General features: G+C 65.5%; 15 protein-coding genes and 1 tRNA gene. All 16 read right to left on the bottom strand.

Going from position 1 to position 12,511, the window contains the following annotated elements; all coding sequences use genetic code 11:
* Positions 1-8: 8 nt before the first annotated feature.
* The 16 genes from ACH5N8_RS02760 to pncC all read right to left on the bottom strand — a co-directional run bounded on the left by ACH5N8_RS02760 (position 9) and on the right by pncC (position 12,389).
* The gene (locus ACH5N8_RS02760; RefSeq protein WP_460026651.1) at positions 9-956 is read right to left on the bottom strand and encodes a Gfo/Idh/MocA family oxidoreductase; all 948 of its coding nucleotides are present in this window, start codon (positions 954-956) and stop codon (positions 9-11) included.
* 33 nt (positions 957-989) lie between these two features.
* Positions 990-1,769 (bottom strand): acyl-ACP--UDP-N-acetylglucosamine O-acyltransferase, encoded by a 780-nt coding sequence (gene lpxA, locus ACH5N8_RS02755; protein WP_483282413.1) that lies wholly within the window; start codon positions 1,767-1,769, stop codon positions 990-992.
* Positions 1,770-1,802: 33 nt separating this feature from the next.
* Positions 1,803-2,699 (bottom strand): site-specific tyrosine recombinase XerD, encoded by an 897-nt coding sequence (xerD, locus tag ACH5N8_RS02750; protein WP_483282412.1) that lies wholly within the window; start codon positions 2,697-2,699, stop codon positions 1,803-1,805.
* Positions 2,689-3,210, bottom strand: coding sequence for a methylated-DNA--[protein]-cysteine S-methyltransferase (locus tag ACH5N8_RS02745; RefSeq protein ID WP_483282411.1), 522 nt, complete (start codon positions 3,208-3,210; stop codon positions 2,689-2,691). The genes xerD and ACH5N8_RS02745 overlap by 11 nt, the downstream gene beginning before the upstream one ends.
* An 82-nt stretch (positions 3,211-3,292) precedes the next feature.
* Entirely contained in the window at positions 3,293-3,640 is a 348-nt protein-coding gene (gene rplS / locus ACH5N8_RS02740) for a 50S ribosomal protein L19 (RefSeq protein WP_460026647.1), read from the bottom strand.
* 16 nt (positions 3,641-3,656) lie between these two features.
* On the bottom strand, positions 3,657-4,406 hold the full coding sequence (gene trmD / locus ACH5N8_RS02735; RefSeq protein WP_483282410.1) for a tRNA (guanosine(37)-N1)-methyltransferase TrmD: 750 nt from the start codon (positions 4,404-4,406) through the stop codon (positions 3,657-3,659).
* Between the two features lie 15 nt (positions 4,407-4,421).
* Positions 4,422-4,922 (bottom strand): ribosome maturation factor RimM, encoded by a 501-nt coding sequence (gene rimM / locus ACH5N8_RS02730; RefSeq protein ID WP_483282409.1) that lies wholly within the window; start codon positions 4,920-4,922, stop codon positions 4,422-4,424.
* Between the two features lie 24 nt (positions 4,923-4,946).
* Positions 4,947-5,210 (bottom strand): 30S ribosomal protein S16, encoded by a 264-nt coding sequence (gene rpsP, locus ACH5N8_RS02725; protein ID WP_460026644.1) that lies wholly within the window; start codon positions 5,208-5,210, stop codon positions 4,947-4,949.
* Positions 5,211-5,388: 178 nt separating this feature from the next.
* Positions 5,389-5,481 (bottom strand) — tRNA-Ser (locus ACH5N8_RS02720).
* A gap of 51 nt (positions 5,482-5,532) precedes the next feature.
* Complete coding sequence (csrA, locus tag ACH5N8_RS02715) at positions 5,533-5,733, bottom strand: carbon storage regulator CsrA (protein ID WP_483282408.1); 201 nt, start codon at positions 5,731-5,733, stop codon at positions 5,533-5,535.
* A gap of 136 nt (positions 5,734-5,869) precedes the next feature.
* The gene (locus ACH5N8_RS02710; protein ID WP_483282407.1) at positions 5,870-7,099 is read right to left on the bottom strand and encodes an aspartate kinase; all 1,230 of its coding nucleotides are present in this window, start codon (positions 7,097-7,099) and stop codon (positions 5,870-5,872) included.
* 29 nt (positions 7,100-7,128) lie between these two features.
* On the bottom strand, positions 7,129-9,729 hold the full coding sequence (gene alaS / locus ACH5N8_RS02705; protein WP_483282406.1) for an alanine--tRNA ligase: 2,601 nt from the start codon (positions 9,727-9,729) through the stop codon (positions 7,129-7,131).
* Positions 9,730-9,761: 32 nt separating this feature from the next.
* Positions 9,762-10,205: a regulatory protein RecX gene (locus tag ACH5N8_RS02700; RefSeq protein ID WP_483283164.1), complete on the bottom strand. Its 444-nt coding sequence runs from the start codon at positions 10,203-10,205 to the stop codon at positions 9,762-9,764.
* A 26-nt stretch (positions 10,206-10,231) separates the two neighbouring features.
* Positions 10,232-11,281 carry a recombinase RecA gene (recA, locus tag ACH5N8_RS02695; protein WP_483282405.1) on the bottom strand — a complete coding sequence of 350 codons (1,050 nt, stop codon included), beginning with the start codon at positions 11,279-11,281 and terminating at the stop codon, positions 10,232-10,234.
* A gap of 42 nt (positions 11,282-11,323) precedes the next feature.
* Positions 11,324-11,923 (bottom strand): RNA 2',3'-cyclic phosphodiesterase, encoded by a 600-nt coding sequence (gene thpR, locus ACH5N8_RS02690; protein ID WP_483282404.1) that lies wholly within the window; start codon positions 11,921-11,923, stop codon positions 11,324-11,326.
* Positions 11,889-12,389 (bottom strand): nicotinamide-nucleotide amidase, encoded by a 501-nt coding sequence (gene pncC / locus ACH5N8_RS02685; RefSeq protein ID WP_483282403.1) that lies wholly within the window; start codon positions 12,387-12,389, stop codon positions 11,889-11,891. Before pncC ends, thpR begins: the two co-directional genes overlap by 35 nt.
* Positions 12,390-12,511: the final 122 nt, after the last annotated feature.

Raw genomic sequence — 12,511 nt, 5'->3', positions numbered from 1 at the left:
CGGGGTCCTCACGCCCTGAGCAGGCGCGTGATCTCGATGGCCGTGGCCAGGGCCCGGCGCCCGGCGACGCCCGACACCAGGGGATCCCGGCCGGCGCGGATGCAGGCGACGAAATGCCTGATTTCCTCCATCAGGGCATCTCCGTTCTCGAACACCGACTCCTCGCTGAGAATCTCCGGCACACCCGGAAACATCTCGCGCTCACCCTTGCGGTGCTGGGCCAGCACCCGGTTCTGGAAATCCACCGAAAGGTAACGGTTGGGCATGAACATGCGCATCTTCCGCTCGACCTTGAGGCTGGCGCGGCTGGCCGTGACATTGGCAACGCAGCCGTTGCGGAAGGTCAGTCGGGCATTGGCGATGTCGGTGTCGGCAGTCAGGACCGTCACCCCCTTGGCGTCGATGCGTTCGACCTCGGAGTCGACGAGGTCGAGGATGATATCGATATCGTGGATCATCAGGTCCAGCACCACGCTGACATCGTTGGCGCGCGGATTGAAGGGCGCCAGCCGGTGCGACTCGATGAACAGCGGCTTTTCCTGAACCAGGTCCAGCCCGAGCAGGGCGGCGTTGAAACGCTCCAGATGCCCCACCATCAGCCGCCGATCATGTCGCCGGGCCAGCTCGATGAGTTCGTCCGCTTCCTCCAGGGTCACCGTGATGGGCTTTTCCACCAGCACATGCGCCCCGGCGGCGAGGAAATCGCGCGCGACAGCATGATGCAGGCGGGTAGGCACGACGACGCTGACGGCGTCGACCTGCCCGAGCAACGAACGGTAGTCGGTCAGAGCGCGGGTCCCATGCTTCCCGGCAACGGCCTGTGCGGCCTCGGGGTCGACATCGACCACCGCCACCAGCTCGCAGTCCGCCAGCGCGGCATATTTTTCAGCGTGGAAGCGGCCCAGATAACCGGTACCGACGACGGCACAGCGCAGTCTGGAATCCGTTTGTGACATCAGACGCCTCCCTCGCCACCATGGCGATACCCGTCAATCCTCATCGCGGCTCCTGGCCTCGATGAAGCCCAGCCAGCCACCCCGCCTGGAACCTGCGGCCAGCCAGGCGCGCAGATACCCGAGTTCAGGGGTCTCGGGCAAACCGTCCAGCGACTGCCGGGCCTTGATCCGGCGAAAGGCGGCGGATACCGCCTTCAGGCGGTCCCCGTCGACGCCGGCTCGCCGCAGACCGACAAGGTTGAGCCGGTAATGCTTGCCGGGACGGCCACCCACCATCGCGAACGGCAGCACATCCTTGTTGATGCCCGCGAGCCCCTGGAGGATGGCGAAGCTGCCGACGCGGCAGAACTGGTGCACCATCACCCCGCCCCCCATGAAGACGCGGTCGCCCACCTCGACATGCCCTCCCAGGGTGGCGCCGCTGGCCAGGATGTTGTTGTCGCCGAGCGTACAGTCGTGCCCCACATGGCTGTTGTTCATGAAATAGTTGCGCGACCCCACGCGCGTGGCGGTTCCCGCCCGGGTGGCCCGACCGAGGGTGACGCCCTCGCGAAAGACATTGCCGTCGCCAGCCTCGAACCAGGTCTCGGTGGCGGGATCGAAAGCCAGATCCTGCGGCAGTCCACCCAGTACCGCATGGGCGTGCACGCGATTGTCGCAGCCCAGCCGCACGAAGGGGCGGATCACCGCATGCGGGTCGATCATGCAGCCAGGGCCGAGACGGGCGGGGCCTTCGATCACGGCAAAGGCACCTACCGTGACGCCGGCGCCCAGTTCGACAGCGGGACCGATGAGGGCGGTGGGATGAATCATGGCGTGGCGGAGGCAGGCGGGCGGCGGTCGGTTTCAACCACGGGGATGACAGCGGGCATGCAAGTCCTTCAAACGTTCCTGGGCGACGTGAGTATAAATCTGTGTGCTGGACAAGTCGCTATGCCCCAGCAACAGCTGAACCACGCGCAGGTCGGCGCCATGGTTGAGCAGGTGGGTGGCGAAGGCATGCCGCAGCGTGTGCGGCGAAAGCGGCTTGCGTATGCCGGCCTGGATGGCGTAGCGCTTGATGAGATGCCAGAACGCCTGCCGGGTCATGGCCGCCCCCCGCGCCGTGACGAACAGGTCGTCGCTCTGCCGCACCCCCAGCAACGCCGCCCGGGCCGTGGCGACATAGCGCCCCACCCAGTCCTCGGCTGGCTCGCCCAGGGGCACCAGCCGGTCCTTGCTGCCCTTGCCGAGCACACGCACGACGCCCTGGCGCAGGTTCACCTGGCCGAGCTGCAAGGAAACCAGTTCGCTGACCCGCAGGCCAGTGGCATAGAGCAGTTCCAGCATGGCACGATCCCGGCAACCGAGGGTATCGGCAACGTCCGGCGCCGCCAGCAGCGCATCCACGTCGGCTTCGGTCAGGGTGGCGGGCAGCGGCCTGCCGGTGCGCGGGGGCTCTATCCCCAGCGTCGGATCCTGGCCGAGGTCGCCCTCGCGGACCAGATAGCGGAAGAATCTTCGCAGGCTGGAAACCAGTCGCGCCATGCTCCGGCTGCTGGCGTTGTCGCGATATTTGCCGGCCAGATAGGCCTCGATATCCGCTGTCTCGACGCCTTCGAGCGAGTGTCCCCGTTTCTGTTCGGCCCAGCCGAGAAACTGCACGAGGTCGCTGACGTATGCCTTGCGGGTGTTCTCGCTGAGCCCGTCCTCCAGCCACAGCGACTCCTCGAAGCGTCGCACCAGCGGATACTCAGCCGGCATCCGGGACATCCGCCCGATAGCCTTCGTGACGCAGCAGCCAGCACTTGATATCCAGCATCGGGCCAGTCCGTGCGCCGCAATAGCCACCGAGATCGTGACGCGCGACCACGCGATGGCAAGGCACGATGATCGGAAAGGGATTGGCCCGGCAGGCCGAGGCTACCGCCCGCGGACCGCTTTGCTCCTGGGCGGCCAGAGCGGCATAGCTGCGAACCTCGCCTACCGGGATAGCGCGCAAGGCCCGCCACAGCCGCTGCTGATAGGCCGTGCCCAGTTCCGCGAGAGGCAGATCGAACACGCAGGCCGGCTGCGTGAAGTAGCGCTCGAACTGCCGTATCACCTCGGCCAGCAGGGCATGCTGCGGCCGGCGCTCGGCCTCCGGTCTGGCCACGCCGGCCGGATGCAGGTCGATGCCGGTCAGCCGTTCGCCACGCACCTCGAATGCCATCCAGCCAAACGGGGTTTCCATCCAGGCCTGGCTGACGGGCCCGACGGGCAGCGTTTCAGCCATCCGGACAGCAGACGCACAGAAGGGCGGTCAAGCCGCCCTTCCGCAGAAACGATCGAACCGCGCGCGCCACGCGCCGTGATGACTAGATCTTTTCCTTGATGCGCGCCGCCTTGCCGGTGCGATCGCGGAGGTAGTAGAGCTTGGCCCGACGCACGTCGCCCCGGCGCTTGACCAGGATCTCCTGCACCTGCGGGCTGTAGGTCTGGAATACGCGCTCGACACCTTCGCCATGGGAGATCTTCCGCACGGTGAAGGCCGAATGATAGCCGCGGTTGCGCTTGGCGATAACGACGCCCTCGTAGGCCTGCAAGCGCTCGCGGTTACCTTCCTTGACCTTCACCTGGACGACGACGGTATCGCCAGGGCCAAAGGCGGGAATGACCTTCCCGGCCATCCATTCGGTTTCAAGTTGCTGAATGATGTTTGACATAGCAGTTCTCTTTATCTCAGTTCCTGTCGGTCAAGCCGTTCCGTTCCAATTCCTCAAGCAATGCCCGCTGTTCACGATCCAGGCTGGCCTTCTCCAGCAGATCCGGGCGACGCAGCCGCGTCCTTTGCAGCGATTCGCGCAAGCGCCATCGGCGTATCGCTTCATGGTTGCCGGACTGCAGCACCGCCGGCACGCCCCGCCCGTCAACGACCTCGGGCCGCGTGTAGTGGGGGCAATCCAGCAGTCCGGCCATGTGCGAGTCCTGCCGTGCCGATTCGGCATCTCCAAGCACCCCCGGCAGCAGCCGTACGACCGCGTCGAAAACCACCAGTGCCGCCAGCTCCCCGCCGCTCAACACGTAATCGCCGATTGACCACTCTTCGTCGATCTCGCTCTCGATCAGGCGCTCGTCGATACCCTCGTATCGCCCTGCCACCAGAATCAGGCGGGGACAACGCGACATCTCGATCACGGCGGCCTGATCAAGGAGCCGACCTTGCGGGCTCATGTAGAGCACGCGGGCCGGATTCTCGCTGTCCTGCCTTGCGGCCCGGATGGCGTCGCGCAGGGGCTCGACCTTCATGACCATCCCCGGACCACCGCCATAAGGGCGGTCGTCAACCGTGCGGTAGCGATCCTTCGCAAACGAGCGGGGATCCCACAATCGCAAGTCAACCAGTCCCCGGGCGACAGCCCGCCCCGTCACGCCCTCGCCGGTCATGCGCCGGACCAGATCGGGAAACAGGGTGACGATGTCAAACCGCATCGCAGCCCCGCGCCATCAGAAATCCGGATCCCAATCCACGACCAGCCGGCCCGAGTCGAGGCAAACCTTCTTCACATACTGGCCCTGGACGAAGGGAATCAGGCGATCACGATCGCCTCGCACGTCCAGCACATCGTTGGCCCCTGTCTCTAGCAGGCCATGCACCTGTCCCAGCGACTGACCCGATTCGGTCAACACCTCGAGTCCGACCAGATCCGCCCAGTAATAACGGCCATCGCTCAAGCGCGGGAAGCGGTGCCGGGGAACGCTGACGGAAACGCCCCTGAGCGCGACCGCCTCATCTCGAGTCTCGACACCCTGCAACTGGGCAACAACGAAACCACCGTGGACGCGCCCCGCCATGACCTCGACGGTCTTGGCCTCACCGCGAAGGTCCAACAGCCAAGGCGAGTAGCCGAGGATGTTCCCAGGAGGGTCGGTAAAACTTCTGATCTTGACCCAACCCTGCACACCAAAGGCGCCGACCACATCGCCGACCTTGACCGGCCTGGACACAGCGCCAACCCAGCCGGTGGGCGATCAGGCGGCAACTGCCTCGCTTGCCTTGCGGAACTCCTTCAAGAGACTGTGAACACGATCGGTCGCCTGTGCGCCATGACCCAGCCAGTACTGGATGCGCTCCTCGTTCAGCGACAGACGCTCGGCCTTGCCGGTTGCCACCGGATTAAAGAAGCCCAGACGTTCGATGTAGCGGCCGTCACGCTTGTTGCGGCTGTCGGCAACCACCACATGATAAAACGGACGCTTCTTGGCGCCACCGCGAGACAATCGAATCGTAACCATCAGTTTCCCTCAAACAAGTACGGCACGGCCGAAAAATCCGCGCATTATAGCCAAAAAAAACGAAACACAGAAGCCCTCGCGATCCGTGACCACATCCGGGAGCCTGCGGGGAACGAAACCACCCACTCACACGCGACAAGGCAACAGCTTGGCGCATGGCGGCGGCCACCCATGGGAATGGCGGAGAGAGAGGGATTCGAACCCTCGATAGAGCTTTTAACCCTATACTCCCTTAGCAGGGGAGCGCCTTCAGCCTCTCGGCCATCTCTCCGAATAGGGGAATTGCTTGCTGTCGACCGAGCCTGCCAACCGGAAAGACCGATCAGTCGTGCCGATCGCCACCTGCCTCGTCGGCATGGTGCTCTCGCTTGATGCGCTCGTATATCTCCTCGCGATGCACCGAAACATCCTTGGGCGCATTGACACCGATACGCACCTGATTGCCCTTGACACCCAGGACCGTCACGGTGACATCGTCACCTATCATGAGCGTCTCACCGACCCTGCGCGTCAATATCAGCATAAAACCGTCCCTTTGAGCTTCGAGCGTCTGCCTGTCGATGCCACGCCCGGCTACGGGAATTCTGCGATCGACGTGTCAGGCACCGAACGAGAGCGACATTATAGCACTTTTCGGCTGGCCGAAAATGATTATTTTCTCAGCCCGACACAGCCGCCTTGTCCAGTTCGAAGGCTTCATGCAGCGAGCGCACCGCCAGCTCCAGGTATTTTTCGTTCAGCACCACGGAAATCTTGATCTCCGATGTCGAGATCATCTGGATATTAATGCCCTCGGTGGCCAGGGTATCGAACATCTTGGCTGCGATACCGGCATGCGAGCGCATGCCGACACCGACGATCGAAACCTTGACGATGGAATCATCACCCAGCACCTCGCGGGCGCCCAGCTCGGCGCTGATCGTCCCGAGGATCGACAGGGCGCGGGCATAGTCGCCGCGGTTGACGGTGAAGGTGAAGTTCGTGGTGCCATCCTCGGACACATTCTGCACGATCATGTCCACCTCGATATTGGCCGCGGCGACCGGCCCCAGGATGCGCGAGGCGATCCCCGGCCGATCCGGCACCCCGAGCATCGTCAGCTTGGCCTCGTCGCGATTGAAGGCTATCCCGGAAATCAGGGGCTTTTCCATGCTGTCATCCTCATAGCTGATCAAGGTGCCGGCGCCTTCCTGGAAACTGGAAAGCACGCGCAGGGGCACATTGTATTTGCCGGCAAACTCCACCGAGCGGATCTGCAACACCTTGGAGCCGAGACTGGCCATTTCCAGCATCTCCTCGAAGGTGATCCTCTCGAGCCGGCGGGCCTTGGGCTCGACACGCGGATCGGTAGTGTACACGCCGTCGACATCGGTATAGATCAGGCATTCGTCCGCCCGCAACGCCGCCGCCAGCGCCACCGCCGTGGTATCGGAACCGCCCCGCCCCAGCGTGGTGATATCGCCCGACTCGCTCACCCCCTGAAAACCCGCCACCACGACCACCCTGCCAACCGCGAGGTCGGCCCGTATGCGCTGTGTGTCGATGTCGAGAATCCGGGCCTTGGTGTGCACCTTGTCGGTCACGATCGCAACCTGCCCGCCCGTGTAGGACGTGGCCTGACACCCCCGCTGCTGCAGCGCCATCGCCAGCAGCGCGATGGTGACCTGCTCGCCGGTGGCCAGCAGGACATCCATCTCGCGCGGATCGGGAGCGGGCTGTATCTCCCTGGCCAGGGTAACCAGACGGTTGGTCTCGCCGCTCATCGCCGAAACGACGACGACGATATCCTCGCCACGCTGCCGCGCCCGGATGACATTGTCGGCCACATGCTGTATGCGCTCGGCACTGCCGACCGAGGTGCCGCCATATTTGTGTACGTATAAGGCCATGGTATCCGATGGTTTCCGCGTCTGTTCCGTCAGGCCAGGGCCTGCCTGACCCAGTCCTGGACACTCGCAAGGGCGGCATCGAGGCATGCCGGGTCGGTGCCACCCGCCTGGGCGAGGTCCGGGCGCCCGCCGCCCTTGCCGCCAACCTGGGTCGCGACCGCATTGACGAGCTCACCAGCCTTGATGCGCCCGGTCTGGTCCTTGGAAACACCGGCAATCAGGCTGACCTTGCCGTCGGTCACACTGCCGAGAACCACCGCCGAGCTGCCCAGCTTGTTGCGCAGCTGGTCCACCAGCTCGCGCAGCGCCTTGGCATCCATGTCGTCCACGCGCGCCGCCAATACCTTGAGGCCATCCAGCTGTACCGCCTGCGTCGCCAGATCATCGCCCGAGGCGCTGGCCAGCCGGCCTTTCAGTCGTTCCAGCTCCTTCTCCAGGCCACGATTCCGCTCCAGTATCTGTCCGAGCTTTTCCTCCAGCTGCTCGCGCCCCGCCTTGACCCGCTCGCCCAGCGCGACGATCAGCCGCTCGCCCGACCTGACCCATTCCCAGGCTCCGGTGCCGGTCACGGCCTCGATGCGACGCACCCCGGACGCCACGCCCGATTCGCCGACGATCTTGAAGAAACCGATATCCCCGGCCCGCTGCGCGTGGGTGCCACCGCACAGCTCGGTGGAAAAATCGCCGATGCGCAACACGCGCACCTGATCGCCATATTTCTCGCCGAACAGGGCCATGGCCCCGACCTTGAGCGCCTCGTCCTTGGCCATGACATCGGCCCGGACCGGGCTGTTCAGGCGAATCTGCTCGTTCACCAGGCGTTCGATGGTCTCGAGCTGTGCCGGCGTAACCGGCTCGAAGTGAGAAAAGTCGAAGCGCAGCCGCTGCGCGGAAACCTGCGAGCCCTTCTGTGCGACATGCTCGCCCAAGAGGCGCCGCAAGGCCGCGTGCAGAAGATGCGTAGCGGAATGATTGAGCGCCGTCGCCAGGCGATTGTCGGCATCCACCTCGGCGCTGACCTCGTCGTCGACACCGAATGCGCCCGCCATGACACGCCCGGCATGCACGATGACATCCGCCCCCGGCTTCTGGGTGTCGGCCACCTCGAAGCTGGCGGCAGCCGAGCGGATCATGCCCCGGTCGCCGGCCTGGCCGCCCGACTCGCCATAGAAAGGCGTTTTCGCCAGGATGACGGTGCCGCTCTCGCCTGCCGACAGGCGCTCCACCGCCTGCCCCTCGCGATACAGGCCGACGATCCGGGTATTCTCGCGCAGATGCTCATAGCCGGTGAATTCGCAGGGCTTGTCGACATGCACCTCGTGCGAATAGTCCACGGCGAAATGGCTGGAGGCACGCGCCCGTTCGCGCTGCGCCGCCATGGCCTGCTCGAAACCGGCGAGGTCCGCCACCAGCCCGTGCTCGCGGGCGATGTCGGCGGTCAGGTCCATGGGAAAGCCATAGGTGTCGTAGAGCTGGAACACGATGTCACCCGGAATCATGCCCCCCCGCACCTGCCTGAGCTGGCTGTCGAGGATGCGCATGCCCTGCTCCAGGGTCTCGGCGAAGCGTTCCTCCTCCTTGCGCAACACCTGCTCGACTGTCGTTCGCGCCGCTGCCAGTTCCGGATAGGCCGACCCCATCAGCTCGCACAGCGGCGCCACCAGGCGGTGGAAGAAATTTTCCCGTATGCCCAGCTTGTAGCCATGGCGGATGGCGCGGCGAATGATGCGCCGCAGCACGTAGCCGCGCCCCTCGTTGGACGGCAGCACACCGTCGGCGATCAGGAAGGAACAGGAACGGATGTGATCGGCCAGCACCCTCAGGGAACTGTGATCCGTGCCGTCGAGCCCGGCCAGGCGCGCGGCAGCCGCCACCAGCGGCCTGAAGAGATCGGTGTCGTAATTGCTGTGCACGCCCTGGACGACGGCGGCGATGCGCTCCAGCCCCATGCCCGTGTCCACCGAAGGCTTGGGCAGCGGCGTCAGGGTTCCGTCCGCCGAGCGGTCATACTGCATGAAGACGAGATTCCAGATCTCGATGTAGCGGTCGCCCTCTTCGTCGGGAGAACCAGGCGGCCCACCCGGAATGTGCTCGCCATGATCGTAGAAGATCTCGGTGCAGGGACCGCAGGGACCGGTATCGCCCATGCTCCAGAAATTGTCCCTGGTGCCGATGCGCGAGAAGCGCGCGGGATCGACCCCCACCTCCTGCAACCAGATACGCTCGGCCTCGGTATCCTGGTCGTAGATCGTGACCCACAGGCGCTGCGGCGGAATCCCGAGCACGTCGGTGAGGAACTCCCAGGCATACTGGATGGCCTCGCGCTTGAAATAGTCGCCGAAGCTGAAATTCCCCAGCATCTCGAAGAAGGTGTGGTGACGCGCCGTGTAGCCGACATTCTCGAGATCGTTGTGCTTGCCGCCAGCGCGCACGCAGCGCTGGGAGGAAGCTGCCCGCACATAGGGCCGTTCCTCGCGCCCCAGGAAGACATCCTTGAACTGCACCATGCCCGCGTTGGTGAACAGCAGGGTCGGGTCATTGGCCGGTATCAGGGGGCTCGAGGCCACGGGCTTGTGCCCGCGCGCCTCGAAGAAGCGTATAAACAGGTTCCGCAGTTCCGCGCTGGTCATGGTTCAGCCGTTAGTCCTTGTTGATGCTGGCGTCAATCGTCTGTGCCGCCTTCGCGCAGCCGCCGAAAGAGGCGTCCTATATCGTCTCGGGAAAATCCCCGCCGCAGCAGATAGCGCTCGCGCGCGGCCCGCTCCTGTGGCGATTGTGGCACGCCATCGCCATAGCGGCGGTCATGGACGCGCTCCAGCAGCCCTTCGCCCGCCTCCGCCCAGGCCACCGGCTCGACGAAGGCCCGCGCGTCGATGCCGCGTTGCCGCAGCTCCTGCTCGATCCGCAGGCGACCATAGCCACGGGCCAGACGCGCGCGGACGAAGGCTTCGGCAAAGCGGCGATCGCTTTGCAGTCCGCGTTGCTGAAAATCGGCCAATACCTCGTGGATTCTGGCCGCGGGATAACCCTTGTGAGCCAGTTTCTGCATCAGCTCGCGCGCGCTGTGCTCGCGACTGGCCAGATACCCGAGACAGGCGTTTCCGATCGCCTGCCTGAGTTCGTCCGCCTCGGTCAGAAATCGCCCTCCGGCTCGGCGGCCACCGCCGCAGGGCCCGCCGGCCGGACCGCCGTGGTACCGAAGGCCTTCTCGCGAATCCTGCCCTCCAGTTCGCTGGCAAGATCGGGGCGCTCCTTCAGGTAGGCGCGGACATTGTCCTTGCCCTGCCCGATCCGATCGCCGCCATAGCTGTACCACGAGCCCGACTTCTGCACCAACTCGTAGCCGACCCCCAGATCGACCAGTTCACCCTCGCGGGAAACGCCCTCGCCGTAGATGATCTCGAATTCGGCGTTGCGGAAGGGTGGCGCGACCTTGTTCTTGACCACCTTCACGCGGGTTTCGTTGCCCACCACCTCGTCACCGCTCTTGATGGCGGCCAGCCGGCGGATATCCAGCCGCACCGAGGCATAGAACTTGAGCGCGTTGCCGCCCGTGGTCGTTTCCGGGCTGCCGAACATGACGCCGATCTTCATGCGGATCTGGTTGATGAAGATCACCAGGGTATTCGAACGCTTGATGTTGGCGGTGAGCTTGCGCAGCGCCTGCGACATCAGGCGCGCCTGCAGGCCCACGTGGGAGTCGCCCATCTCGCCCTCGATTTCCGCCTTGGGCGTCAGCGCGGCCACCGAATCGATGACGACGACATCGATGCCGCCGGAGCGCACCAGCATGTCGGCAATCTCCAGCGCCTGCTCACCGGTATCGGGCTGGGAAACCAGCAGGTCACCCAGGTTGACGCCGATCTTCTCGGCGTAGCCCGGATCCAGCGCATGCTCGGCATCGATGAAGGCCGCCACACCGCCGAGTTTCTGCGCCTGGGCGATGACCTCCAGGGTCAGGGTGGTCTTGCCCGAGGACTCGGGGCCGTAAATTTCGACGATGCGCCCGCGCGGCAGTCCGCCGCAACCCAGGGCGATGTCCAGCGTCAGCGAACCGGTGGGAATCACCTCGAGGTCGCGGTTGGCCGGGGTATCGCCCATGCGCATGACCGAACCCTTGCCGAACTGCTTTTCGATCTGGGACAGGGCCGCGTTGAGCGCTCTTTGCTTGTTCTCGTCCATCGAGATGACTCTGGGCTGGGTGATGAGGAGGCGAAAAAAGAATTATGTCACAGGGTCTTGGCCACCGGGTATCCCTGCGCCTGCGCCGCCGGCAAGACGCCAGCTGTCGAGGCAGCGGTAACGCGCGCCATCCGGCTGCGGGGCCGACTGCACCAGGCGGAAGCCGCGAATGGCCAGCGTGATCGGCTCGACCGGGGGCTCGTCGACGGTTGCCGGCCGAACGTCGCGCGCCAGCGTCAGGTGCGGACGATAGGAGCGCCCCTCCGGTGCGCGACCGGCCTCGCTCAACCCCGCCTCGAGCCGCCCGACCAGCAGCGCCAGCTCTGCCGGCACGTGCGTGGGCGTCAGGCACAGGACCCGGCCGCGCCCCCAGCATTCGAGCCGATCCAGCACCAGCGCAAAAGCCGGCACGGTGATGGCCCCCGCCAGTTTGCGCAAGCCCGGCAACCCGGCCGCCGCGACCGGACCCAGGAAAACCAGCGTCACATGGCAATCCTCCGCCCGCAGCCAGCGACCGGCGATCTGGCGCCGCAGGGCCGCGCGGCGCAGCGCGAGGCGAGCCACCGCCGCCGGATCGGGCCACAGGGCAAAGAACAGCCGCAGGGGCTCAGCCGCCCGGCCCGACATGTTCCAGCACGCCATGCAAGGCCATCGCCACGGCCTGTCGGCGCACGGCCCGGCGATCGCCGCCGAATCGCGCGCAGTGGGCGAGCGGCTCGCCGCCGGCCCGCTGCCAGGCCAGCCACACCGTTCCCACGGGCTTCTCCGGTGTGCCGCCGCCCGGCCCGGCGATACCGCTCACCGCCACCGCAAGCTGTGCCCGGCTGTGATGCAGGGCGCCGGCCACCATGGCCCGCACCACCGCCTCGCTGACCGCGCCCTGCGATTCGATCAGCTGCGGCGCGACGCCCAGCATCGCCGTCTTCGCCGCATTGCTGTAGGTCACAAAACCGCGGTCGAACCAGGCCGAGCTGCCGGCGATGTCGGTCACGCACTGGGCGATCCAGCCGCCGGTGCAGGATTCGGCCGTCGCCAGCATCAGCCCGGCCCGCACCAGCACCGCCCCCACCCGGTCGGCGAGGTCATACAAGTCTTTCGCATCGTCCACCCGTTCCTCCCTTCCCGCTCCCGCCGGATGCAACCGGCAACGGCCAGCCATCCGGCCACCCCGGCCCAGCAGCCCGCATCGAAGCCGGTAAGCCGGACCTATAGAATACCCACCCAGCCGCC

This window comes from Methyloparacoccus sp. NF-16 (assembly GCF_056880625.1).
The sequence above is the reverse complement of the archived record's forward strand: the minus strand, read 5'-3'. Positions and strand labels throughout refer to the sequence as shown.

Coding starts and splice junctions, on each gene's coding strand:
- ACH5N8_RS02760 (WP_460026651.1), bottom strand. CDS start 956: ATGTCACAAACGGATTCCAGACTGCGCTGTGCCGTCGTCGGTACCGGT.
- lpxA (WP_483282413.1), bottom strand. CDS start 1,769: ATGATTCATCCCACCGCCCTCATCGGTCCCGCTGTCGAACTGGGCGCC.
- xerD (WP_483282412.1), bottom strand. CDS start 2,699: ATGCCGGCTGAGTATCCGCTGGTGCGACGCTTCGAGGAGTCGCTGTGG.
- ACH5N8_RS02745 (WP_483282411.1), bottom strand. CDS start 3,210: ATGGCTGAAACGCTGCCCGTCGGGCCCGTCAGCCAGGCCTGGATGGAA.
- rplS (WP_460026647.1), bottom strand. CDS start 3,640: ATGTCAAACATCATTCAGCAACTTGAAACCGAATGGATGGCCGGGAAG.
- trmD (WP_483282410.1), bottom strand. CDS start 4,406: ATGCGGTTTGACATCGTCACCCTGTTTCCCGATCTGGTCCGGCGCATG.
- rpsP (WP_460026644.1), bottom strand. CDS start 5,210: ATGGTTACGATTCGATTGTCTCGCGGTGGCGCCAAGAAGCGTCCGTTT.
- csrA (WP_483282408.1), bottom strand. CDS start 5,733: ATGCTGATATTGACGCGCAGGGTCGGTGAGACGCTCATGATAGGTGAC.
- ACH5N8_RS02710 (WP_483282407.1), bottom strand. CDS start 7,099: ATGGCCTTATACGTACACAAATATGGCGGCACCTCGGTCGGCAGTGCC.
- alaS (WP_483282406.1), bottom strand. CDS start 9,729: ATGACCAGCGCGGAACTGCGGAACCTGTTTATACGCTTCTTCGAGGCG.
- recA (WP_483282405.1), bottom strand. CDS start 11,281: ATGGACGAGAACAAGCAAAGAGCGCTCAACGCGGCCCTGTCCCAGATC.
- thpR (WP_483282404.1), bottom strand. CDS start 11,923: ATGGCGTGCTGGAACATGTCGGGCCGGGCGGCTGAGCCCCTGCGGCTG.